Annotated in this window: 19 protein-coding genes and 1 tRNA gene; 1 reads left to right on the plus strand and 19 read right to left on the minus strand. The window is 38.1% G+C overall.

Annotation, left to right across the window (positions count from 1 at the left end):
• Positions 1 to 89: 89 nt before the first annotated feature.
• The 14 genes from BW964_RS16280 to tuf all read right to left on the minus strand — a co-directional run bounded on the left by BW964_RS16280 (position 90) and on the right by tuf (position 12,024).
• Positions 90 to 2,687, minus strand: a complete 2,598-nt coding sequence (locus BW964_RS16280) for a T9SS type A sorting domain-containing protein (RefSeq protein WP_084175941.1) — start codon at positions 2,685 to 2,687, stop codon at positions 90 to 92.
• Between the two features lie 38 nt (positions 2,688 to 2,725).
• Positions 2,726 to 3,901 (minus strand): hypothetical protein, encoded by a 1,176-nt coding sequence (locus tag BW964_RS16285; protein WP_076508742.1) that lies wholly within the window; start codon positions 3,899 to 3,901, stop codon positions 2,726 to 2,728.
• A gap of 140 nt (positions 3,902 to 4,041) precedes the next feature.
• Entirely contained in the window at positions 4,042 to 4,548 is a 507-nt protein-coding gene (locus tag BW964_RS16290; protein ID WP_123911992.1) for a hypothetical protein, read from the minus strand.
• 269 nt (positions 4,549 to 4,817) lie between these two features.
• On the minus strand, positions 4,818 to 5,183 hold the full coding sequence (gene rplL / locus BW964_RS16295; RefSeq protein WP_034749652.1) for a 50S ribosomal protein L7/L12: 366 nt from the start codon (positions 5,181 to 5,183) through the stop codon (positions 4,818 to 4,820).
• Positions 5,184 to 5,229: 46 nt separating this feature from the next.
• Positions 5,230 to 5,826, minus strand: coding sequence for a 50S ribosomal protein L10 (gene rplJ / locus BW964_RS16300; RefSeq protein ID WP_076508745.1), 597 nt, complete (start codon positions 5,824 to 5,826; stop codon positions 5,230 to 5,232).
• 17 nt (positions 5,827 to 5,843) lie between these two features.
• Positions 5,844 to 6,536 carry a 50S ribosomal protein L1 gene (rplA, locus tag BW964_RS16305; RefSeq protein WP_073329701.1) on the minus strand — a complete coding sequence of 231 codons (693 nt, stop codon included), beginning with the start codon at positions 6,534 to 6,536 and terminating at the stop codon, positions 5,844 to 5,846.
• 11 nt (positions 6,537 to 6,547) lie between these two features.
• Positions 6,548 to 6,991: a 50S ribosomal protein L11 gene (gene rplK, locus BW964_RS16310; protein WP_073329698.1), complete on the minus strand. Its 444-nt coding sequence runs from the start codon at positions 6,989 to 6,991 to the stop codon at positions 6,548 to 6,550.
• Between the two features lie 577 nt (positions 6,992 to 7,568).
• Positions 7,569 to 8,237 (minus strand): hypothetical protein, encoded by a 669-nt coding sequence (locus BW964_RS16315; RefSeq protein ID WP_076509006.1) that lies wholly within the window; start codon positions 8,235 to 8,237, stop codon positions 7,569 to 7,571.
• A gap of 8 nt (positions 8,238 to 8,245) precedes the next feature.
• Entirely contained in the window at positions 8,246 to 8,893 is a 648-nt protein-coding gene (locus tag BW964_RS16320; protein ID WP_076508747.1) for a hypothetical protein, read from the minus strand.
• A 14-nt stretch (positions 8,894 to 8,907) separates the two neighbouring features.
• Positions 8,908 to 9,525 carry a hypothetical protein gene (locus BW964_RS16325; RefSeq protein WP_076508749.1) on the minus strand — a complete coding sequence of 206 codons (618 nt, stop codon included), beginning with the start codon at positions 9,523 to 9,525 and terminating at the stop codon, positions 8,908 to 8,910.
• A 383-nt stretch (positions 9,526 to 9,908) separates the two neighbouring features.
• Positions 9,909 to 10,451 (minus strand): transcription termination/antitermination protein NusG, encoded by a 543-nt coding sequence (gene nusG / locus BW964_RS16330; protein WP_073329689.1) that lies wholly within the window; start codon positions 10,449 to 10,451, stop codon positions 9,909 to 9,911.
• 17 nt (positions 10,452 to 10,468) lie between these two features.
• The gene (gene secE / locus BW964_RS16335; RefSeq protein ID WP_034702507.1) at positions 10,469 to 10,675 is read right to left on the minus strand and encodes a preprotein translocase subunit SecE; all 207 of its coding nucleotides are present in this window, start codon (positions 10,673 to 10,675) and stop codon (positions 10,469 to 10,471) included.
• 12 nt (positions 10,676 to 10,687) lie between these two features.
• Positions 10,688 to 10,758 (minus strand) — tRNA-Trp (locus tag BW964_RS16340).
• Between the two features lie 54 nt (positions 10,759 to 10,812).
• Positions 10,813 to 12,024: an elongation factor Tu gene (gene tuf, locus BW964_RS16345; RefSeq protein ID WP_034749673.1), complete on the minus strand. Its 1,212-nt coding sequence runs from the start codon at positions 12,022 to 12,024 to the stop codon at positions 10,813 to 10,815.
• Positions 12,025 to 12,355: 331 nt separating this feature from the next.
• On the opposite strand from tuf, the gene BW964_RS16350 reads away from it, so the two are divergent.
• Complete coding sequence (locus BW964_RS16350; protein WP_076508750.1) at positions 12,356 to 13,858, plus strand: DUF4394 domain-containing protein; 1,503 nt, start codon at positions 12,356 to 12,358, stop codon at positions 13,856 to 13,858.
• Between the two features lie 82 nt (positions 13,859 to 13,940).
• On the opposite strand, the gene BW964_RS16355 is transcribed toward BW964_RS16350, so the two are convergent.
• The 5 genes from BW964_RS16355 to BW964_RS16375 form a co-directional block, all read right to left on the minus strand.
• Positions 13,941 to 17,039 (minus strand): efflux RND transporter permease subunit, encoded by a 3,099-nt coding sequence (locus BW964_RS16355; RefSeq protein WP_076508752.1) that lies wholly within the window; start codon positions 17,037 to 17,039, stop codon positions 13,941 to 13,943.
• A 170-nt stretch (positions 17,040 to 17,209) separates the two neighbouring features.
• The gene (locus BW964_RS16360) at positions 17,210 to 18,295 is read right to left on the minus strand and encodes an efflux RND transporter periplasmic adaptor subunit (RefSeq protein ID WP_076508754.1); all 1,086 of its coding nucleotides are present in this window, start codon (positions 18,293 to 18,295) and stop codon (positions 17,210 to 17,212) included.
• Between the two features lie 3 nt (positions 18,296 to 18,298).
• Positions 18,299 to 19,540 (minus strand): TolC family protein, encoded by a 1,242-nt coding sequence (locus BW964_RS16365; RefSeq protein ID WP_084175944.1) that lies wholly within the window; start codon positions 19,538 to 19,540, stop codon positions 18,299 to 18,301.
• A 307-nt stretch (positions 19,541 to 19,847) separates the two neighbouring features.
• Positions 19,848 to 21,212 carry an ATP-binding protein gene (locus BW964_RS16370; protein ID WP_076508755.1) on the minus strand — a complete coding sequence of 455 codons (1,365 nt, stop codon included), beginning with the start codon at positions 21,210 to 21,212 and terminating at the stop codon, positions 19,848 to 19,850.
• On the minus strand, positions 21,213 to 21,893 hold the full coding sequence (locus BW964_RS16375; protein WP_076508757.1) for a response regulator transcription factor: 681 nt from the start codon (positions 21,891 to 21,893) through the stop codon (positions 21,213 to 21,215).
• Positions 21,894 to 21,913 lie beyond the last annotated feature (20 nt).

The raw sequence follows: 21,913 nt of genomic DNA on the forward strand, positions 1-21,913 counted from the left end.
AAAACCTCTCATTTTGAGATTGTTAAACTATTTAAACAAAAAAATGGCCGCCTATAAGGGCGACCATTGATTTTATAGTATCTGAAAAATTATTTTACAATAATCTTATAAGATTTCACTGTTGACTTAGTTTCTACTTTCACAACATAGATCCCTGCCGGCAGTGAAGCCGTGTTAATTTCAGTATTACCCGAGAATTTATCAGATCTGATCAGCTGCCCCTGAGCAGAGAATACGCTGTAAGTACCCGCTTCTTCAGACTTCACATTAAGGTTTTCCCCTGATTTTACAGGATTAGGATATACTTTGATATCATTAGCCTTTTCAGTAAGATCAGAATCAACGATTGCTTTAGCTGATGCCTGACCACTTTTCAACAGAGACGCATAAGGTGAAAGTGGAGAATTCGGTGCTCCTCTTCTCACAAGATCTGTATCTACTACAGCCTGAATACCATCTTTATCAAGATCATTAATTCTGGAAATAAATCCTACTCCGAAATCATCAAGATTATCTTTACCAATAGCATAAAGATCATAATCAGCTCCATTTGAATTTAAATCAATAAAATCAGGCTTATCATCACCATCTGTATTTTTAAGAGGGTATCTTAATATTCCTGAATCCGGAGACGTTTCCAAGATATCGGCAATACCGTTATTTCCTACCGCAATATTGCCATCTATAATACCGTTACGGTCTGTATCAATCTGACTGATCACTGATGCAGGAATACCAGATTCAAATAAATCTAAAATACCATCATTATCAGAATCTAAATCCAGATATGCAGAAATTCCATCTCCCAGGACTTGTACAGGTCCGAAAACTCCTTCTGTATCATCATCTTCAAATTTTCCATTCTCATCAAGATCTTCCAGAGCATCCGGAATTCCATCATTGTCAGAATCAAGATCACAAGCATCTTTAATACCATCACCATCTGTATCTAATGTAGGAGATTTATCGTTCACAGCAGTACATCCTTCTGCACAATCCGGAATACCGTTTCCATTGAGGTCAATGCTGTCATTACCATTTGAACATTGATCAAAACAGTTGGGAACTCCATCATTATCATCATCTCTGCTTGCAAATGCATTAAAAATATAGTAATTCTGTGGAATACGTACTCCTGTACCGCTATAGAAAGTAACCTTGATACGGTTGAAAGGTTTTGTCGCCTTACCTCCCACATAAAATTTGTTAGAATCTGTAGTAAAGAAATTACCACTGATCAAGCTTCCTGTACTTGTAAAAACATCCGTTACGGTATTGTTATTATAAAACGTCACTGAGATATTCTCAAGTACACTTACTCCAATCAGGTTCGCTGCTTTTTCCAAAGTGAATCCTGCATAGGTATTGGCAGGAAGTACAGTATTAGTCCCTACGGTGACATAAGAAGAGAAAAGACTCAGGAATGAAGCTACAGGAAGAGTAGCAGTAGCATAATTAGAGGTATTGGTATCTACAATAGCTGACGGGTTTGTCATTTTTGCTAAAATAAGACCAAGGAACCCTGGGCCTGAAGTCCAGCTAGTTCCCGTTACCAAGTTACCGGTAATGGCAGAACCGCTTGTCTGAATTTTATCATTACAGTCACAAGATGCAGGCTCTTCAAATGCATAGTATACTTTTAGAGTTCCCAGATTAACTCCTAAGGTTTGTGTCACTTTTAAACGCACTTCATTAAAAGGCTTGGAAGAGGTAAGGGTAACCTTTTGCTTCCCTGAACCAAAACCTAATACTTTAATATTGATTAATCCTCCTCCATCTAACAATGTTCTTGAGTCCTGTAACTGACCATATAAATAAGTTTCTATGGTAATATTTTTCAGGAATTCTGCACTTATAAGCTTTCCTTCATCACTAGGAGAGATGACAAAACCAGCTTTGTTTCCTGCAGGATATACCTGATTTTTATCTAAAACGCCCACTGAATAAGAGCCAAGAAGCCCAACAGGCAGCACAATAGATCCATAAGAGTTTTTATCTCCATCTCCTATTCTTTCTCTGTTTTGAACAAAAGAAAGCGGGGCTATGAAGCTACTGCTTCCCGACACATTTCCATCCACACCGCTTCCCGCAATGATGTCATCACAAATTCCATTATTATCAACAGGAACTTTAGCCGGATCAAATGCGAACGCATAATAGACATTCATTGCACTGAAGACAGACAGAACATTGGTCTGATACAACCTTACTTCATTGAATTCTTTTGTTGTTTTTAAATGTAGAAAAATTCTGTTTTTACTTCCTCCAAATGCAGGTACAGATAATAAGGTACTGCTGGTTGTTGTCTCCTGAAGCACACCATTTTTATAGGTACTGATTCTTAGTGAACTCAACAGGTCTACTGTAATAAAGCTTGTTCCAAGATCCACATTAAATCCTGTGATGTATCCTGCCGGATAAGTGGTGTTTGTATTTTTTACTGAAATACCATTTCCACTCAACAGGGAAGCAAAATTCCCCATGCTTACGCTGTTATCAAGGTTTGCATCCACAACAGGATTCATGCTCCCACTGTAACAAGCCAGACAGATTCCTGAATTGTTAACGGGCTTTGCTTCTACCCCCATTCCCCGAATAGGTTCATAGCCCTTTTGCGCAAATGCTGATGCTGATATGAGCAACACCAGAAATACTGACGCTAATTTTTCGAATAATTTTTTTGTCATTTCTTGTTTTATTTTTTGTTAAGGTTTGTGTTTATTGATTATAGATTTTGCCATCCGTACACAGCATTACCAGTCTGTCTACAACCGATAAAAGTACCACTGGTTACTCCCAGTGTAGTGGTCACTTCATAAAGTATTGATCCTGCATTACTTGAATCGCACGTTGGTCTTGCAGCAGAAGCTTTTATCTGAAGAGCCTTACTTATTTCAAGATCTGCATAATTGGTTGAGCTAGGCGTGACATTGATCCCAACATCTGTAATCACTGTTCCTACATTCCCTTGTCCTGAAAATACGTGAGAAGTATTGGCGTAGGTTGATTGGGCAGCCACTGAGGTACCGTTAATTCCAATGGCAACAGAACCTGTCCCACTTACCGTATTATTGCTTCCAAAAGCAAAATTATTTAAGGTCACATTATTGTTGGCACCAAATGCAAAACCACCATTTGAAGCATCATTGGAATAACCTACCGCAACAGCTACGGAGTTTCCGGTTTTATTAAAACCTCCAAAAGCAAAATTATTCGAAGATACGGCTGAATTTCCTGCACCAAATACTTGTCCCCCTGCGGTGGCAGTATTTCCTGAACCTATTGCGATTCCGGGAAAATTAGCCGCTGAAGCCGTCGCGGTATTTCCTCTTCCAAGAGCTATATTATTTGAAGTGCTATTGACCGTATTCGAACTTCCCCATGAAAGATTGGAAGCATTTTCACCGCCTCCTGAAAGTCCCCCTGCAGTATTAAGAACTGCATGAACTTTGTTAGCACTGATCATAACAAGATCCGCAGATCCTTTAGGTCCCAGATAATTACCAGAAACCGGAGCAACTCCTAAAGTTTCCGCTGATGTAGAAATTTCACCTGCTGCATTTCCTTTAACCTGCCATTCTGTCCCGGTCTGTTTTTGCCATACTGCTCCGTCGAAATAATAATAACCAGGGGCCGTGACACTGGCCGTCTGAGGATTGGAAGGAACAGTATCAATAACCGTTACGTAAACCAAAGCTCCAGTTTGAGCAGTAGTATAGGTTTTAGCACCCAACTGGCTCACTACAAGCCTGGGCGCAATAATACCGTCTAATTTGCCTGTGTTTAAAGGAAACCCTACCACATCAAGGGTTGCCTGTGGTTGATTTGTATTAATTCCCACTTGTGCGCTTACTCCAAAATAGAGAGACATTGCTGCGATCGTAAATAATTTGTTTTTCATTTTTAGTGAATTTTGTCTTTTTGTGTGTTTTATTTTTTTATGTATAAGTACAGAGATCCTTTCACACCTGTATAAGAAGGAGAAAATTTGGGGTTTTCCGGTTAAAGAGAATAAATGGGATATTGGTCTACAGGGTATGCTTAAGATAATTTGTCAGGAAACTCAATGATATTATTAAAGCCTCTTGTACTTTTAGAATCTATAGCAGGATTCTTGTTGGTTTTTTGGTATTCTGCAATTAGTACACCAGTCAATAAAGGGGTTAAGTATGTAGGATACAACTGATCTGATTCTATAAAGGAGACGATCCTTTCGTGAGAATAATGAAGTGCAGCAAAATGACTGGATGTGAAATTAGCCGCTTCATAAAGATGCTCATTTTCAAAGGTCAACACATTTTTGTGCCATTCCCTACTAGTGCTTGGTTCTGATAAAAAATAATTAATTACAGGTTGACCATATCCAGAATGTTCTTCAGAGCTGCTTGCCATGTATCGGGAATCACTTATTCCTGAATAACATTTTTGGACAGTATAGTTCCGTACTGTTGAAGATGTAATATTAAGGTTTCCAACCTGCAATACAGCCAGCATACTGATACAATATGCTACAGCAGAGCCGTAGAAAATAAAGTAACTTCGTTTCAAATTGTGTGTGTTTTTTTCGATACAAATATAGTTATTTTTCAAATAAAACAATATTTTAATGTAAAATATTTATTTAAATAAACTATTTAACAAATAATAAACATTAAAAAATATCAATAAGTATAAAATTAACAATTATAATCAAATATGAAACTGTATTTACCACCCATATTTAAATACGATTGTGAAATATTTCCATATCCACAATATAACACAACAAAAAAGCCCGGACATTACTGTCCGGGCTTCTTATTTTATAGTAAATTGAATTATTTCAATTCTACTTCAGCACCAGCTTCTTCTAATTGCTTCTTAAGAGCTTCAGCTTCGTCTTTAGAGATTCCTTGCTTAATTGCAGCAGGAGCTCCGTCTACGATATCTTTAGCTTCTTTAAGACCAGCACCAGTTAAATCTTTTACCAATTTAACGATAGCTAATTTAGAAGCACCTGCAGACTTAAGAATTACGTCGAATTCAGTCTTTTCTTCAGCAGCTTCTCCACCACCTGCAGCAACTACTACAGCAGCAGCAGCTGGCTCAATTCCGTACTCATCCTTAAGGATAGTAGCCAATTCGTTTACGTCTTTTACAGTAAGGTTTACTAGCGTTTCAGCTAAATTTTTTAAATCTGACATTGTTGTAATGTTTTTGTTGATTATTTATTTAATTTTTTGAGAGTAATTATTCAGCACTTGGAGTTTCTTCCGTGCTTTCTGCAGCAGGAGCTTCTGGAGCCGCCTCAGCAGGAGTTTCTTCTACAGCAGGTGCAGCAGCTTCTTCCGCTTTAGCTTCTACTGTTTCAGATTTGTTTTGAAGAGCAGAAACAACTCTTTGAATTGGAGATTGAAGTAATCCGATGATTTCTCCGATCATTTCTTCTCTAGACTTGATGTTGGCAAGTGCAGATAAGTTTTCGTCTCCAACGTAGAAAGTTTCCTGAAGGTAAGCAGACTTTAAAGCTGGCTTATCTTCTTTCTTTCTGAACCCTTGAATTAATTTTGCAGGAGCGTTTGCCGTATCAGAAATCATCAATGCTGAATTTCCTTTGAACGTTTCAAACATTTCAGAGTAATCTACTCCTTCCATTTGCTCCATTGCTTTTTGTAAAAGTGTATTTTTCACTACTTTTACTTTGATATTCTGCTTGAAAGCCTGTCTTCTGAAATCAGAAGATTTAGCAGCGTTCAAACCGTCTAGATCTGCTACATAAACTACTTTCGCATCCTGAAGCAAGTCTTTGATCTCTTGTATTGCTACAACTTTTTGGTCTTTTGTCATTGTCTTAAGGATTATTATTAGTTAACAGATTTACTATCAATTGCAATACCTGGGCTCATGGTAGAAGATAAATAAATACTCTTCACATAAGTACCTTTAGCAGCAGTTGGTTTCATTTTGATCAATGTCGAGATAAGTTCCTGAGCATTTTCTTTGATTTTATCAGCATCGAAAGATACTTTACCAATACCTGCGTGGATGATCCCGTATTTATCTACTTTGAAATCAATTTTACCTGCCTTTACTTCAGTTACTGCTTTACCAATTTCCATGGTTACAGTTCCTGATTTAGGGTTTGGCATTAGACCTCTTGGTCCTAATACTCTACCTAATGGACCTAATTTACCCATAACAGCTGGCATAGTAACGATAACGTCAACATCTGTCCAACCTTCTTTTATTTTTTGTAAATATTCGTCAAGACCTACATAGTCAGCTCCAGCTTCTTTAGCTTCAGCTTCCTTATCTGGTGTAACAAGCGCTAAAACTTTAACGTCTTTACCAGTTCCATGAGGAAGAGATACTACCCCTCTTACCATTTGGTTTGCTTTTCTTGGGTCTACTCCTAATCTTACAGCGATATCTACAGAAGCATCAAACTTCGTAGTGTTTACTTCTTTTACAAGAGCTGCACCTTCTTCAAGGTTATAGATTCTACCTTTCTCTACTTTGCTTAAAGCTTCTTTTTGCTTTTTAGTTAATTTTGCCATTTCAGTAAGTTTTAAGCGTTAGTTGGTTTAGTTCCTGTTACTTTTAATCCCATAGATCTAGCAGTACCAGCTACCATAGAAAGAGCAGAGTCTATTGTGAAACAGTTAAGGTCTGCCATTTTATCTTCAGCGATCTTTTTAACCTGATCCCAAGATACAGCCCCTACTTTATTTCTGTTTGGTTCACCGGAACCTCCTTTGATTTTAGCCGCATCCATCAACTGGATCGCTGCAGGTGGAGTTTTAATAACGAATTCAAAAGATTTGTCTTCGTATACTGTAATTACTACAGGTAAAACTTGCCCTGGCTTATCTTGGGTTCTTCCGTTAAATTGCTTACAAAACTCCATGATGTTCACACCTGCAGAACCCAATGCTGGACCTACTGGTGGAGAAGGGTTAGCTGCGCCACCTTTCACCTGAAGCTTTACCATTTTAAAGACTTTCTTAGCCATTTTATTTTTTTTTAGTTTGAATAATTAATGAGTTTGGAAGCATTATTTATTCAGCAGATCACCGACTCACATACAGTAAATCTACTTTTCGGACTGCAAAATTATGAAATATTTTTGAATTAGCCAATGGAATGTGTTGATTTTTAGAAAGAATTACCAATATTTTTTTATTTACCCTAACCAGAAACGAAAATCGATAATGCTTTCATTCTCTTTTTGAGATCCATTGGGTAATGATAATTTCTATTCTTCTGGTTACAAATCAGTTCATCATAAAATAAGGCAGCCAAAAGATATCCTCTGAGTTTTTTTCAGGCGATGAATCGGCATCAATCTGATGGCTGGAAAGAAGCAAATCAGAAGCTAAAATTCATTCTACAAAAGGAAAGATTTTTAAAAAGAAACCTTCCACAGACTAAAAGCTAAATTTCTGATTCACCAAAAGATCTCTACTCTTGAAATATAAAAGATCTGTCGGGGAATTTCTCATCCAAAAATAACTCAGGATGAAAGGTTAAAACATAAAAGAAGTTGTCTTTCAGACAACTTCTTTTATGTAAACAATTTATTTCTCCTGCTAAAAGCCAGATGGCTTGTTGACCGTACTCGCTGAACCATTAGTTCCTCCGAGATCAGAATTAATATCGCCGATATTCTGTTTCGTGATGAGTCTTTTATAGGCCATCAGATAGAGGTCTATTGTAAAATTATTATAGGTTCTTCCCGGATTGGCAGATGTTAGCGCAATAAGCTTACTGTCCGTAAACCTAGCTCTGATGTGCCAAGTTCCTTTACTTTTAAATGCTGTTACATCAGGAGATCCCTGTCTGTTGTCGTTGGTTCCGTTATCTCCGTAGTCAAGAGCTACATTGGTAGTCCCATCATTCATTTTAAATGAATAATTATGGACTACGACCAAAAACTTATCTGCATCAATTTTCGTATCATAATCTGTAATTCCTGCTCCGGATATTCCTGTAAGAGAAAGTTTAAGATAATTGAACAGTCCACTGCTTTCCAGTTTAGGATCATATAGCTGTAGTGAATTTTCAGAAGTCGCCAGAAAGCTTCCCCCGGTCATTGTAGGTTCTCCCGGATTTCTAAGATAGAGTGAATTAGTATATGTTTTTCCGTTCACATCCAGTGTTTCTTTAGGATCAGTGGTTTTTATTCCTACCCTTCCTGACTGAGCATTGATCAACATTGCCAGACACATGCTCATTATAATATAAATTCTTTTTTTCATAATCATCATTATTGAAGTCCTAAAGGCGTATTAGCGGAAACTCCTGAATAAACAGGTGAAGCGGAAGCGGATACAGATCCCGTGAAGGTTCCCCATTCTTTTACGAGTGATTTTTCAAACACATTAAGGGTAAGGGTCCAGGTACCGTTCACTGAAGACACCGTACCAGCTCCTTTAAAGCTCAAATTAATAGCATGATACTTTTTCCCACCGTTCGTTACCTGAGTTACTTCGGTAGAATAAGCTCCAAACGATTTAGGACTGGTTGCTGTGTTTGCCGCTGAAACAGCACTTGTAAAAACAGCTCCTGTAATGGCAACAACATATTTGCTAACTTCCAGGCCAATATTGAGATTAATAACTTCATCCTGGTTTACATTTTTAAGAACAACATTATAGGTGTTCACAGGGGCTACATTACGAAGTGAAATATCCAGCATCTTGATTTTTCCAACAGGGGAAGTATCTTTTGAACGGGTCAGCAAAAAATAATTTCCTCTTGCCGGTGAATTTACCGTATCTACAAGGTAGAATTCCACCAATGTTTCTCCTGCTACATCTAAAGTTCCCTGCGGCGTAGTAGTATTAATACCCACCTGTGCGTTTGCGGCAAATAAAGCCCCAGCCACAAGGAATAATGTGGTGATTTTTTTCATGATGTCTATCTTTTTTATTGAATTAATGGAGTGGCAGCTGCACCTGTGGTAGAAGTTCCCAGGTCTTGCGTAGTATTCATTTCTTTTGCATAGGCTTTATCAAAAACCAGCAGATTAAGTGTCCATTCCCCTGTAGGGAAAGAATTATCCGGAGCAAATCCCTGATAGTCCGCCTTTAGTTTCCATGTTCCGCCGGAAGAATAGGCAAAGATCTGTGGAACAGGGGTAAGCCAATCTGCAGAATACGTTCTTACAGCTTGTGTAAATCCGAATGAAGAAATCACTACAAGAAATTTGTTAGAGTTGATTTTCGTGTCAAACTGATTGACCCAATCCTTATCTGAAGGGTCACACGTAATTTTAAACTGAATTAAATTAATAGGTGCCGGTGAATTAGGCACAAAAGAATCATTGTAGGCCGTAATTTTATTTTCCGGAGCCGGAGACTTGATGACAAATGTATAATTTTCGTCAGCTCCTAATTTTTCTAAAGGAGTTTTGAAAATCATTTCTGATGTCTTCATGGTTCCGTTTACCGTGAGATCTTTTTCAGGCTTGGAAGTATTGATCCCCACCTGCGCGTTTAAATATACAGCACTTATAAAAAGTACTGTCGAAATAATTTTAGTCATTGGACTTGTGTATTGTGTTTGTCTTTACTGATTCCCTACTTGAAACCTTATCTTTTTTCATACTAAACAACATATGAAACGTAAGTACTTCTGCTATGCATTGTACAAAGTAAAAAATATAAAGCTGTAAGGGTTAATTGCTTACTGTTTTACAAGAAGCATGCCAGACAAAAAACAAATCAAGAAATAAACATTTATTAAAACGCTAAATATCTACCAAAACCCATGAAAACATAAACTAAAAACAAAATAAAGGGTAATTTTTATCAAATTCACAATAAACACACAGACACCAATATCCTTTTGGTAAATTACCATTGGGCGAAAACCGAATATAAAAAAAGACCGCTCAAAGCGGTCTTTATATATTTCAAAAGTATGAATTATACTTTTTCTACTTGCATATAGCTAAGCTCCATTGGAGTTTTTCTACCGAAGATCAATACAGAAACTTCGATTTTCTTTTTGTCCTCAAGAATCTTCTCAACAGTTCCATTAAATCCATTGAAAGGACCGTCAATTACTTTAACGTTTTCACCTACAATGTATGGAATTTCTACGTCAGTAGCGAATTCTGATAACTCATCCATTCTTCCCAACATTCTGTTTACTTCAGACTTTCTCATTGGAACGGGATCTCCTCCTTTCGTTAAACTTAAGAAAGATATCACTCCGGGAATGTTCTTAATCGCGTGAGGAATTTCCCCCATCAGATCAGCTTCGATCATCAAGTATCCAGGATAGTAAGGCTTCTCTTTAGGAACTTTTTTACCGTTTCTTATCTGAATTACCTTTTCCATAGGAATAACCACCTGAGTAACGTACTGCTCAAACCCTAAACGTTTGATTTCTGTCTCAATATAGTTTTTCACTTTATTTTCCTGTCCGCTGATTGCTTTCAGCACATACCATTTCAATTCGCTCATTATGGGAAAATACTTTTTTAGTTGAACACGTTAATTAGCATTCCAATTATGTTGCTGATTGCTTTTGAAAACAACTCATCAACTCCAAAGGTAAACAATGCCAAAATCACCGTAGCTATAGTTACTACAATAGTGGAAGACTGAAGATCAGCCCACTTTGGCCATTCAACTTTATGTCTGAATTCGTTATAAGAACCTTTTAAAAAATCAACAAATGAACTCATAATTAATATTTGCACGGGCACAAGGATTCGAACCCTGATCAACGGTTTTGGAGACCGGTATCCTACCATTGGACGATGCCCGTAGATAAAAAGCTTCCGAGAGTTTCCTTCCGGAAGCTTTATTTATTTTAAGATGATTAGTCTAAGATTTCAGTTACCTGACCTGAACCAACTGTTCTACCTCCTTCTCTGATCGCAAATCTAAGACCTACGTTAAGAGCGATTGGCTGTAACAATTCTACAGTGATCTCTAAGTTATCACCAGGCATTACCATTTCTACACCTTCTGGTAAGAAGATCTCACCTGTAACGTCAGTAGTTCTTACGTAGAACTGAGGACGGTACTTGTTGTGGAATGGAGTGTGACGTCCACCTTCTTCCTTAGAAAGGATATAAACAGATGCTTTGAATTTTTTGTGTGGCTTAACAGAATCTTTCTTAGCGATTACCATACCTCTCTTGATGTCAGTTTTTTCAATACCTCTCAACAATAGACCTACGTTATCTCCAGCTTCACCTCTGTCAAGGATTTTTCTGAACATCTCAACTCCTGTAATGGTAGAAGTTAATTTCTCTTCACCCATACCGATGATATCAACAGGATCACCTGTATTGATAATACCAGCTTCGATTCTACCAGTTGCAACAGTACCTCTACCTGTAATAGAGAATACGTCTTCGATTGGCATCAAGAATGGCTTGTCAGTATCTCTTGGTGGTTGCTCGATCCAGTTATCAACTGCATCCATTAATTCTTCAACAGATTTGAACCATTTGTCTTCAGTATCAGGAGTTGCAGCAGTAGCAGCTGTAAGAGCACCTAATGCAGAACCTTGAATTACTGGAGAGTTATCTCCGTCGAAATCGTAAGTAGATAGTAAGTCTCTAAGCTCCATTTCAACAAGCTCTAATAACTCAGCATCGTCTACCATGTCAACTTTGTTCATGAAAACAACGATTCTTGGTACGTTTACCTGACGGCAAAGTAGGATATGTTCTCTAGTCTGAGGCATAGGACCGTCAGTTGCAGCACATACTACGATAGCTCCGTCCATTTGAGCAGCACCAGTTACCATGTTCTTTACATAATCCGCGTGACCTGGACAGTCAACGTGAGCATAGTGTCTTTTTTCAGTTTCGTATTCGATGTGAGCAGTATTGATAGTAATACCTCTTTCTTTTTCTTCTGGAGCAGAGTCAATTGCAGAGAAGTCTTTTTTCTCAGCAAGACCTTTGCTAGCTAGTACAGCAGAAATTGCAGCTGTAAGAGTAGTTTTACCATGGTCAACGTGACCAATAGTACCAATGTTCAAGTGTGGTTTGTTACGATTAAACGTTTCCTTTGCCATGATTTAAAATTATTTATTTTATTATTTTTCAATTTTTCGGTGTGCAAATATAATGATTTTTTAAATACCAAAACCTTTTTCCTTAAAAAAATTTCAATATTCAAATCAAAGAAGCACAAACCTTATATTTCAATGTATTGAGACTGCAAATTTACACAAATTTCCGGATTGAAAAAAATCATCTCCAACGTTTTTATTTGAAATTGTAAACTATGTAATTAATTCTTAAGAGTATAGAAGCCTAAAATATTTTTTTATCATTAAAATTAAGGGGATAAAAACCGCTTTATATGTTTTCTCGTAGATGATATAAACCATTAAAAATAATATTATGAGAACATTATTACATTTCTTTTTGGTCCTGATGACCGTGACCACTTTTTTTTCGTGCGATGATTCCGACGATCCAGTGATGACTCCGGAAACCAACGTTACCGGGCCTGATCTTATGGCTTATGGCCTAACAGGAATGAACGAACTCGTTTCTTTTAACGCGAATAATCCCAAAACATTTGCTGCGAAAACAGCCGTAACCGGAATTCCTTCAGGTGAAAAATTAATGAGTATCGATTTCAGACCTGCTACGGGAGAACTTTACGCTTTATCCAATGCCAGTAAATTATATATTATCAATACAACTTCTGCCTCTGCAAGAGTAGTAAGTTCTACTGCTTTCACTCCTGCTGTTTCCGGAACGATAGCTTCTATTGATTTTAATCCAACGGTTGACAGAATCCGTTTGGTAAGTAATTCAGGGCAAAATTTAAGACTGCATCCAGAAACTGGAGCTGTTGCCGCTACCGATACGAATATAACTGGTACAGGAACACCGAGCATTGCCGGAGTAGCTTATACCAACAGCAAAGCCGGAGCTTCTTCTACTGTTTTATATGACATTGATCCCGTTTCAGGAAAACTTTTTAAGCAAGATCCTCCCAATAACGGAACTTTGGTAGAAGTTGGAAATCTTGGAGCGACATTCTCCGGACAGGCTGCTTTTGACATTAAGTATGATAACAGTACCGCATTGGTTGCTTTAAGTGATAAGCTGCACATTTTAGATTTAAACAGCGGCAAAACAACTTTTATAGGCTCTCTTCAACAGGCTGTTATTGATCTTGCGATTCCTACTGAAGCGGTAGCTTATGCTATTGACAATTCGAACAATCTTCAGATATTTAATCCGAACAGTCCGATGCCTGTGTCCAAAGCTGTAACCGGATTACAAACGGGAGAGAGTATTTTAGGTATAGATTTCCGTCCTTTAAATGCACAATTGTATGCTCTGGGAAGCTCAAGCAGAATTTATACTATTAATTTGGGAACGGGCGCCGCTACCGCTATAGGAAGTTCACCATTTGCTACTTTACTTGCAGGAACAGATTTTGGATTTGACTTTAATCCGGTTGTTGACAAAATACGTGTCGTGAGTAACACTGGACAAAATCTTCGTTTAGATCCTGTTACCGGAGGTATCACCGCTGTTGACACCACTCTAAATCCTGTAGGCGCCATGATTAGCGCAGCAGCTTATACCAACAATTTTGCAGGAACAACTGCTACTACTCTATTTGTAATCGACCATAATACGGATAAGCTGTATCAGCAAAATCCGCCGAACAACGGAACTTTAGTGGAAACAGGTTCTTTAGGAATTAATATTACCAATGCCAATGGTTTTGATATCGGAAGTGTAAGCCAAAAAGCTTATTTAATGGCTACCGTTGGAACCTCAACGAAACTGTATTCCATCAACACTACCAACGGAGCTGCTACAGCGGTTTCTGATTATCCTAATACCGTAAAAGCTTTTGCTGTAGGGCTAGGATTCTAAAAGACTCATAGTTATTATTTCAATACTGCAAAGCGCGGAAAACAATGTTTTCCGCGCTTCGCTTATATAGATAGAAGAAATATTAAATCTGCTGGGACTTCTTCGTCCTGTTAAAGATCCAGAATATAATCGGGAAGATCAGCAGGGTTAATACAGTGGCTGTAATCAATCCTCCGATAATCACGATCGCCAAAGGTTTCTGGGATTCTGATCCGATACCGGTAGACAATGCGGCAGGCATTAATCCTATTGAAGCCATCAGTGCAGTCATAATAACGGGCCGCGTTCTGGATTTTACCCCATTTAATATGGCATTATCCAAACTTAATCCACTTTTAACATTTTGATGGAACTCTGTGATCAGGATTACTCCGTTCTGTATACAGATTCCGAGTAGGGCAATCATTCCAACTCCGGCAGAAATTCCAAAGTTCATTCTGGTGATATGAAGGGCAATAATTCCCCCAATCAATGCAAAAGGAACGTTGGCCAATACCAGCAATGAATCTTTCATGTTTCCGAAAAGGATGAACAGTAAGAAGAAAATACCCAAAATACTGATCGGAACTACTTGCGCCAATCGGTGTGAAGCTCTCTGCTGATTTTCAAACTGACCTGTCCAGCCAATGGAATACCCATCAGGCAAATCCACATGGGCCACTTTTTTCTGGGCATCGGCAATGGTACTTCCTAAATCCCGGTCACGGATTGAGAATTTTACGCCGATATATCTTTTAATATCATCTCTGTAAATGAATGCTGCTCCGTTGTCTTTTACAATGGTACTGATCTCTTTCAGCGGAATCTTGGCACCGTCCTGTGTAGGAACCATCAGAGAAGCAATATCGTTTTCATCTTTTCTGTATTCCTGAGAATAGCGGAGACGGATCGGGAATTTCCTTTCGCCATCAAACATTTCTGAAGCCGTTTTACCTCCGAAAGCCATTTCCAGTACAGATTGTGCATCATCCGGCATCACACCGTAAGCAGCCATTTTATCTCTGTCCAGCACTACGCTTACTTCCGGCTGACCGATATTTTTAATGATTCCCGGATCTTTTACCCCGTCTACATCTTTGATCTGTTTTAAAACTTGATCAGCCAATTTATCAAGGGTTTCGAGATTATCACCATAGATTTTAATTCCATTCTCTGCCTTGAAACCGGCTACCGCTTCTGCAACGTTATCTGAAATAGGCTGGGAATAATTAAATGTAATGCCTTGGTAACTTCTGAGTTTTTTATCGATTTCCTCAATCAATTCTTCGTAGCTGATCTTACGTTTCCATTCATCTTTAGGTTTAAGATTGACAGCAAATTGTACGAATCCAAATCCATTCGGGTCTGTTCCGTCGTTACTTCTTCCGGTTTGAGCCAGAACATCAGTCACCTCAGAAAAGCTCATGATGTCTTTTTTTAGAAGGTCAGCTGTTTTCAAGGATTCTTTTAGTGATGAACTCATCGGCATTTCTGCAGTGATCCATAATGAGCCTTCATTCAGCTGCGGCAGGAATTCTGTTCCTAAGAATTTTCCTGAAAATAAGGTTACCATCATAAAAGATACCGCAACAATTAAACTCATTTTTTTATGTTTAAAAGTATAGTTGAATCCTTTCAATACAATTCTGTCCCAGAAATTCACAAATGGATTGTTCTTTTCCCTAACATTCTTATTGAGTAGAAGATGGGATAGAACAGGAACCAGGGTGAGTGTAAAAATCAATGCTCCTATTAAGGCAAATCCTAATGTAAATGCCAATGGTGAGAACATTTTACCTTCTACTTTCTGGAAAGAGAAAATAGGGATCAGCGAGGTGATAATGATTAATTTTGAAAAGAAGATGGCTTTTCCTAAACCTGTTCCGGTCTGTTTGATCCAGCCTCCTTTTGAAAGTTTATTAAACTTTTCTGTTCCATATTTAAGGGCTTTATGGTCGAGCATCACAAAGAGCCCTTCCACCATGACGACGGCTCCGTCTATAATAATCCCGAAATCTACCGCTCCCAATGAAAGCAGGTTCGCACTCATCCCGGCCAGTTTTAAACATAAAAATGCAAACAGCAATGATAAAGGAATGATAATAGAAACAATAAATGTCGTTCTCCAGTCTGCCATAAAGATCAAAACGATTACTGTAACGAGGATGATTCCTTCAATCAGGTTGTGCATTACAGTATGAGTTGTAAAGTCCATCAGGTTGTCCCGGTCGTAGAATGTGACCATTTTGACATCTTTCGGAAGTATTTTTTCATTAAGTTCTTTAATCTTGGCTTTTACCCCAACGAGAACTTCACGTGGGTTTTCCCCTTTCCTCATCACAACGATTCCTTCTACGGTATCCTCATGTTTATTAAGGCCTGCCTGCCCAACTCTAGGCATGGAACTTTCATGAACATCTGCTACATATCTTACCAATACAGGATTTCCACTGTCATTCTGAATGGTAATATTTCCAATGTCTGCAACAGATTTTACAAGACCTATTCCTCTTACCACATAAGCCTGACCATTTTTTTCAATAACGTCACCCCCTACATTTAAATTACTTTTCGTTACAGCGTCATAGACCTGAAGAGGAGTAAGATTATATTTATCCAAAGCTCTCGGATCGATACTTAGTTCAAAAACTTTATCCTGTCCTCCGAAAACATTGATGTCTGCTACGCCCGGAACTCCTCTCAGCGCCCGGTCGATCACCCAGTTTTGCAGGGTTAACAGCTCTCTGGAATCTTTTGTTTTACTTTCCAGTGTATATCTGAAAATTTCCCCGGTAGGCCCGTAGGGTGGCTGAACTTCCGGATCCACCTCATCAGGAAGGCTTACGGTTCTTAATTGGTTATTGACCTGATTTCTGGCAAAAGTATCATCCACCCCGTCGTCAAAAAGAATTTTAACAATAGAGAGACCAAACATCGTGGTACTTCTCACACTTGTTTTCTTCTGAACCGGACTCATGGCCAATTCGATAGGGGTCGTGACAAAACGTTCTACTTCTTCTGCACTTCGTCCATTCCATTGGGTTATAATAACAATCTGGGTATTGGTCACATCGGGGAAGGCTTCAATGGGCATATTTTTGAAGCTTATAAAACCTGCAATGGCCAAAATAGCTACCCAGATAAAGGTAAATGCTTTGTTTTTTAGCGAGAAAGCAATTATATTTTTAATGAATTTATTCATGATAGATTAAATTGGTGACCTAAAAAAGCCGTTGAAAGAAATATTGGATTTGATGGTGAAAATTTCAAACGCCGGAAGCGCAAAATAGATTTATTAGTGAACCTAACTTAAGTTTGCAAAGTCGTTCTACTCAGCAGAACCCAATACATTTAATTCATTGTAGACAACTGTTAACTGTTCAGAGATCGATAAATCAGCAACTGATTGTTGGTAATTACTTGTTCTCCTTCGGACAATCCATCTGCGATGTAGGTGATCTCCCCTACCTGCTTTACTATTTTTATTTCTTTAACTTTTATATCGGTTCTGGATTTGAAAACCACCACAAAACTTCTGTTGTCATCAAAAATCACTGCTTTTGATGGTACGGTAAGTGCTGTATTGTTTTCGGAACTTGACACTTTAATGGTTGCTTTACTTTCCGGAATCAAAAGACCGTTTGCATTATCCAATACGACTCTTGCCTGCATGGAGTTGGTTTCCGGATCGATGATTTTGAATATTTTATCAATTCTTCCGTCAAAAATTTTATCCGGATAAGACAGCGTGGAAACCTGTGCTTTCATTCCGAGGCTTATTTTTTCGATATCAGCTTCATTAACGTTCATGATCGCCCATACATTTGTCGTGTTGGCTACATCAAAAATATTTTCGCTTCTGTCACTTCTCAGCTGCATATCTTTATTAATATTCTTCTGAACAATATATCCGCTGATGGGGGCTACCACACTGTAAATATTTCCTTTCTTCACATTGTAAACTGTACTTACTGCCGTGGCTCTCTGCATCTGGTCCTGGGCTTTCTGCAATACGCTTTTGGCCTCAAGGACTTCCCTTTCTGTATTCAGTTTGCCTTCGTACATTTCTTTGGCAACGCGTAAGTTATTTTGAGCCACTACCATATCGGTCTTTGCATCACTTACATCTTTTTGAACTTCAGCCAGCTCCGTACTTCTGATGGTGGCCAGCACCTGCCCTTTTTTCACATAATCTCCAAGTTCAGCGTTTACGCTCAAAACATTTCCGCCTACCAATGGATAAACATCAATATAGCTGTTCTTGTCTGCAGAAATTTTTCCATAAAAACTATATTGGTCTTCTATGTTTTTTCTCTCTGCTTTAGCTAAAGAGATAGAGTTGAGCATGGTGTTGCTGAGTTCAAAACCTTTTTTGGCCTGTGGCGCTTTTTCTTCTTCTTTTTTTGCACATGACAACAAAGACAGGGCTATCAGTACAGGGATTATATATTTTTTCATTGCTTAATAGAAGATTTTCGTTTGTATTAGTTGATTAAGTTGTTCTGCAGACTGCATGATCTCATTCTTCATATCGTAGATCTGGAGCGCTGTTTCCCGGTAGCTGTCCATAAAATCTGTAAACTCTATGAGGTTGACGTTCCCTTTTCTGAAATTTTTCAGCATTCCGTCATACACCAGTTCCATATTGCTAAGATCTGTGGCTTTAATTTCTGCAAGCTGATCATATTGACTTTTCCATGTTTTATAAGCAGCCTGAACTTTAGTTTCAAGATTTAGTTTCTGGTATTCTGCATTTTTCTGGTTTTGCTGAATCGCATAATTGGCTTTTTCCACATTTCCTTGATTGGACTTCCATAACGGCAAAGGAATTCCCAACATAAGATTCACTTCATTTTTAAAGGTTCCCCCATTCTGGTCCCATCCGGCGCCTACATTCAGATCCGGAACATTAAGGGATTTCTGCCACTGGGAATACAGTTTACTGTTGTCAATTAGTTTTAGAAAATAGAGATAGTCGGAATTATTTTCCAGTGCCTTTTTCTTTAATTCATTTTCGTCTCCGAAAGGTTGTGCAGCAAGAATTTCTTTGGCATCGGCATCAGAAAGCTGTGGTTCTATATCATCGGAGATTCCGGTAAGTACTTTTAAATTCTGCTCAAATTCCAGAATATTCTTATTGATCCCCAGTTTGTCATTATTAAGCTGAATGACTAAACTCTGTAGTCTGACTTCATCCTTTAGAGAAACGTTTCCTTTGGCAGACTGAACACGGTAAGCACTGAGCAGATCGTTCATATAGCCAAGCTGCTTATTGGTGTTCCCGAGTTTCAATTTCTCGTAATACAGATTGAAATAAGTAGCATGAAGCTGGGTTCTAAGATCTACCAGAAGTTGTGAAAACTGAAGCTGGGCAAGCTCTTTGTTTGATTTCGAGAAAGCGATTTCATTTTTCTTTTTCCCACCCATATAGATAAGCTGGGTAATCTGAGCTCCTTTAGCGCTTCCTATATCAAAAACCTTTTTGCCTTCAGGATTATAGGCATTGATTTGCCCGCTCAACTGTGGGAGCTCCCAAATCTTAGCCTGCAGAATATCTGCATCAGCCATATTGATATTGTACTGCTCTGCAAGCAGCTGGAGATTGTTTTTTTGAAATGCCTCTTCACAGTCTGAAAGCGACATTTGCTGCTGCCCTGCCATGAATGAGGAAATGGCAATCAACAGCCCTGCAATTTTGTTCATTATTTTCTTTTTAAAATACAAAATTGCTTTTATACGATTAAAACGAACTTAAAGAACCATTAAAAAAAAATTAAATTTCCCATGAATACTATGATTTTCAAAAGTTTTAATTGGGTTATTATTCAGTTTTTTATCCCTGAGTGTTGAATTTTTATGTTAAATTTAATTTCTGGTTTAACTAAAAATTAACATTAATTGGCAGTTAGCAATCCCGTAAAAGGGTTATTCTTAAACTATTGTTTAAAAATAATATACTATTCGCTCTGGTAAAAGTATTGCCAAAAAAACAGGTAATTGATAATCAGGACTATTTAGTAAAAGTCACACTGAATTTGTTGAGATTTTCAGCCGGGGAAGAATAGATGATGATGGCTCCATGGTATTCAAGGATCCTTTTGACAATCCTTAGACCGAGACCGGACCCTGAAATATTTTGAGAATTATTTCCTCTCATAAAAGCTTCAAATAGTTTTGCCTGCTCTTCTTCAGGAATTGTATTTCCGTGGGACATCACATCCACCGTAAGCTGCTCGTTGTTTTCCGTGATTAAAACATCCACTTCCGTATCGTCAGAATATACGGCAGCATTTTTAAAGAGATTAATAAAGACAATTACCAGGAGAGAATGAATACCTCCTATGGTCAGAAGTCCGTTTTCTGAGGTATCTTCAGAAATGAGGAAATCCAGCTTCAGGGTAGGATAACTTTTTTCTACCGCTTCGAAGGCTTCAAAGATCACTTCATCAATTCTCACTTCCTCATAAATACTCTGAATGTTCTCTTTGTCGAATTTGGTAAGCAGCAAAAGAGAATTGGTGAGATCAGATAACTGATAAACATCACGCTGGATCTGCTTTAAAGAAATCAGGGTTTCCGGAGAATGTTGTTCGAATTTGATCAGGTTTTCAAGCTGAAATGCCATTCTTGTAATAGGCGTTCTGATTTCATGAGAGGCACTTGCTGTAAAATCTTTTTGCGACTGAAAGACATCATCCAACCTCGCGATCATGGTATTAAAGGATTTAGCTAAGACATTGATTTCATCATTAGACTCCTGGACCGGAATCTGCTTGGTTAGTTTATGGGCTGTAACCTCTGAAATTTCAGTATTCAGATCTTCTAAAGGACGCAAAAACTGCCCCATAAAATAGTAACTGAAAAAGCCGATCAAAAGGGTACTCATCACATAAGCTGTAATCAAAAGATACTTAAGATATTCCAGTTTTGATTTTCCGTTGGTATCAAAAGCACTGGTGAGAATATAATAATTTTCGCCATTGATATTCCGAAGGGCTGCGTAGATTTCAGGAACCGTTTTCTCAGTGTATATAATCTTCTTTTCATCCAGCTCTTTGAGAAGGGCACTATCCCAGGTAACATTCCGGTCTTTGATGGTGCTGTAGATTAGTTCTTTATCGCTGTTAAAAATCAGGATGGTTTCATTGAGAAGGATATTATCTGAGTTTTCATTAAAAAAGACGGGTGCTTCTTCTTCAAAGTCTTTAGACTTGGAAATGAAGTGAGAGGTAAATTCCAGACGCTGCCTGAATCTTTCTTTAAATTCATCTCTTCTAAAATCATTAAAGGACATATAGATCACTGCCATCACCATTGCAAAAAGCAGGGAAAAGGCTATACTAATCGTTAATGCTATCTTTCTCTTTAAAGACATCTACAATGTACTTAGGTAATATCCAAAACCGGAACGCGTATGAATCAGTTTGAGTTTAAAATCTTTATCGATTTTTTTTCTCAAAAAATTGATGTAGACTTCTACCGTATTGGTATTCGTATTGAAATTATGCTCCCATACATGTTCGGTAATCTGTTGTTTGGAAACGGTTCTTCCCTGCGCTTCGGCAAGATAAACCAGCAGTTGAAATTCTTTCAGGGTAAGGGCTATCTCATTGCCTGCCCTATAGACTTTTTGTTCAGTTTTGTTGATAATCAGGTCATCTACCCTGATGATATCCTGATCAGCAGTATCGGAGGGTGATTTTCTTCTCAGCAGTGAATTCATTCTCAGCAAGAGTTCTTCAAACTGAAAAGGTTTTACCAGATAGTCATCGGCAAGCCGTGTGAATGCATCTTTTTTATCAGAAATATCTCCGTAAGCCGAAATAATGATGATGGGTGTATTCTTATCGAAAGAACGGATGGTCTGGCAAACATCAAGTCCGTTTATTTTGGGAACATTAATATCCAGTAGATACAGGTCATAGGTATTGTTTTTAATCTGACGGAGAAAGGTTTCACCATCATAGATTTTGTCACAGGTAAAGTTGTTTGACTCTAAAAACCTGCAGAGTTCTGCAGAGAGAATAAGGTCATCTTCCAATAAAAGAATATTCATCAAAAATATATTTGATACGA

It is taken from the genome of Chryseobacterium shigense (assembly GCF_900156575.1).
GTDB lineage: Bacteria > Bacteroidota > Bacteroidia > Flavobacteriales > Weeksellaceae > Chryseobacterium > Chryseobacterium shigense.

Coding starts and splice junctions, on each gene's coding strand:
- BW964_RS16370 (WP_076508755.1), bottom strand. CDS start 21,212: ATGTCTTTAAAGAGAAAGATAGCATTAACGATTAGTATAGCCTTTTCC.
- nusG (WP_073329689.1), bottom strand. CDS start 10,451: ATGAGCGAATTGAAATGGTATGTGCTGAAAGCAATCAGCGGACAGGAA.
- BW964_RS16375 (WP_076508757.1), bottom strand. CDS start 21,893: ATGAATATTCTTTTATTGGAAGATGACCTTATTCTCTCTGCAGAACTC.
- BW964_RS16315 (WP_076509006.1), bottom strand. CDS start 8,237: ATGAAAAAAAGAATTTATATTATAATGAGCATGTGTCTGGCAATGTTG.
- rplK (WP_073329698.1), bottom strand. CDS start 6,991: ATGGCTAAGAAAGTCTTTAAAATGGTAAAGCTTCAGGTGAAAGGTGGC.
- BW964_RS16350 (WP_076508750.1), top strand. CDS start 12,356: ATGAGAACATTATTACATTTCTTTTTGGTCCTGATGACCGTGACCACT.
- BW964_RS16280 (WP_084175941.1), bottom strand. CDS start 2,687: ATGACAAAAAAATTATTCGAAAAATTAGCGTCAGTATTTCTGGTGTTG.
- rplL (WP_034749652.1), bottom strand. CDS start 5,183: ATGTCAGATTTAAAAAATTTAGCTGAAACGCTAGTAAACCTTACTGTA.
- rplJ (WP_076508745.1), bottom strand. CDS start 5,826: ATGACAAAAGACCAAAAAGTTGTAGCAATACAAGAGATCAAAGACTTG.
- BW964_RS16365 (WP_084175944.1), bottom strand. CDS start 19,540: ATGAACAAAATTGCAGGGCTGTTGATTGCCATTTCCTCATTCATGGCA.
- BW964_RS16325 (WP_076508749.1), bottom strand. CDS start 9,525: ATGACTAAAATTATTTCGACAGTACTTTTTATAAGTGCTGTATATTTA.
- secE (WP_034702507.1), bottom strand. CDS start 10,675: ATGAGTTCATTTGTTGATTTTTTAAAAGGTTCTTATAACGAATTCAGA.
- BW964_RS16285 (WP_076508742.1), bottom strand. CDS start 3,901: ATGAAAAACAAATTATTTACGATCGCAGCAATGTCTCTCTATTTTGGA.
- BW964_RS16320 (WP_076508747.1), bottom strand. CDS start 8,893: ATGAAAAAAATCACCACATTATTCCTTGTGGCTGGGGCTTTATTTGCC.
- rplA (WP_073329701.1), bottom strand. CDS start 6,536: ATGGCAAAATTAACTAAAAAGCAAAAAGAAGCTTTAAGCAAAGTAGAG.
- tuf (WP_034749673.1), bottom strand. CDS start 12,024: ATGGCAAAGGAAACGTTTAATCGTAACAAACCACACTTGAACATTGGT.
- BW964_RS16360 (WP_076508754.1), bottom strand. CDS start 18,295: ATGAAAAAATATATAATCCCTGTACTGATAGCCCTGTCTTTGTTGTCA.
- BW964_RS16355 (WP_076508752.1), bottom strand. CDS start 17,039: ATGAATAAATTCATTAAAAATATAATTGCTTTCTCGCTAAAAAACAAA.